The sequence below is a fragment of the Cupriavidus sp. 01L46 genome (assembly GCF_056399905.1).
Window position 1 is genome coordinate 1 of sequence record NZ_JBFTSF010000645.1, and the last position, 932, is coordinate 932.

1 protein-coding gene and 1 pseudogene are annotated in these 932 nt (G+C 56.4%); both read left to right on the top strand.

All coding sequences use genetic code 11. The annotated features are described in order from the left end of the window. Positions 1-569, top strand: a pseudogene (locus AC1DS3_RS39075) (cytochrome C); the annotation flags it as partial. A gap of 152 nt (positions 570-721) precedes the next feature. Then, entirely contained in the window at positions 722-880 is a 159-nt protein-coding gene (locus AC1DS3_RS39080) for a high-potential iron-sulfur protein (RefSeq protein ID WP_441641592.1), read from the top strand. Positions 881-932 lie beyond the last annotated feature (52 nt).

Genomic DNA, 932 nt, shown 5'->3' on the forward strand with positions numbered 1-932 from the left:
CTTATACCATCGGCAATGAACACCAGAACTTCATGATCGGCCACTTTGGAACCATTGCCTCGGTCGAAGTGCCGGACAGCGGCGGAACACCCGCGGACCGGTTTCGCGATCTTGGTTTCGATGCCCAATACCAGTTCTTCAGCAAGGATGATCGCCACATCATCAGCGCACAGGCCGCCATGATCCACGAAAAAACCGACTGGCGATCCGGCTTTCCCAACGGGAGCAATGACAATCCCAGCTCGAGCCTGCGTTCGACCCGAGCGAAGATCACCTATCTGTTCGACCGCACCTATGGCATTACCGCCGGTGCATTCAAGGTGACGGGCGACGCCGATTTCGCCAGATTTGGCACGACAACAGGCAAGCCGGATACGACGGGCTATCTCGTCGAGCTGAACTATTGGCCGAAATTCAAGTTTGCCTTTGACCCGCAAATGAACGTCCGATTTGGTCTTCAATATACGGGCTATACCAAGTTCAATGGTAGCCACTCGAACTACGATTCGACGCTCAGACGCGCAGCGGATAACAACACGCTGTTCTTCTATGCGTGGTTCATGTTCTGAGCCCGTATCAGGGAGGAAACACCGTGAAAAAAGTCATACCGTTGTCCCGCCGAAACTTGCTTCGTCGCGGCACCATCATGCTCGGATCCATTGCTCTGATTCCGATCGCGATTCACTCACCTGCCGCCAAGGCCGCTTCCGCGACGAAGGGGATGCTCCACTACCAGGAGAGCCCTAAGGATGGGAAATCGTGCTCCGACTGTACTTCGTTCAGGCCCTCGACAGCACCGGATTCCGAAACTGGCACCTGCAAGATTCTGGAGGGCCTTATCAGTCCTCACGGGTGGTGCATGGCGTTTTCGCGCCGCTGAGTCCGCATCCCGGAGCAAGGCTGCCTTCCGGGAGTGCCACGGGGAGCCAACC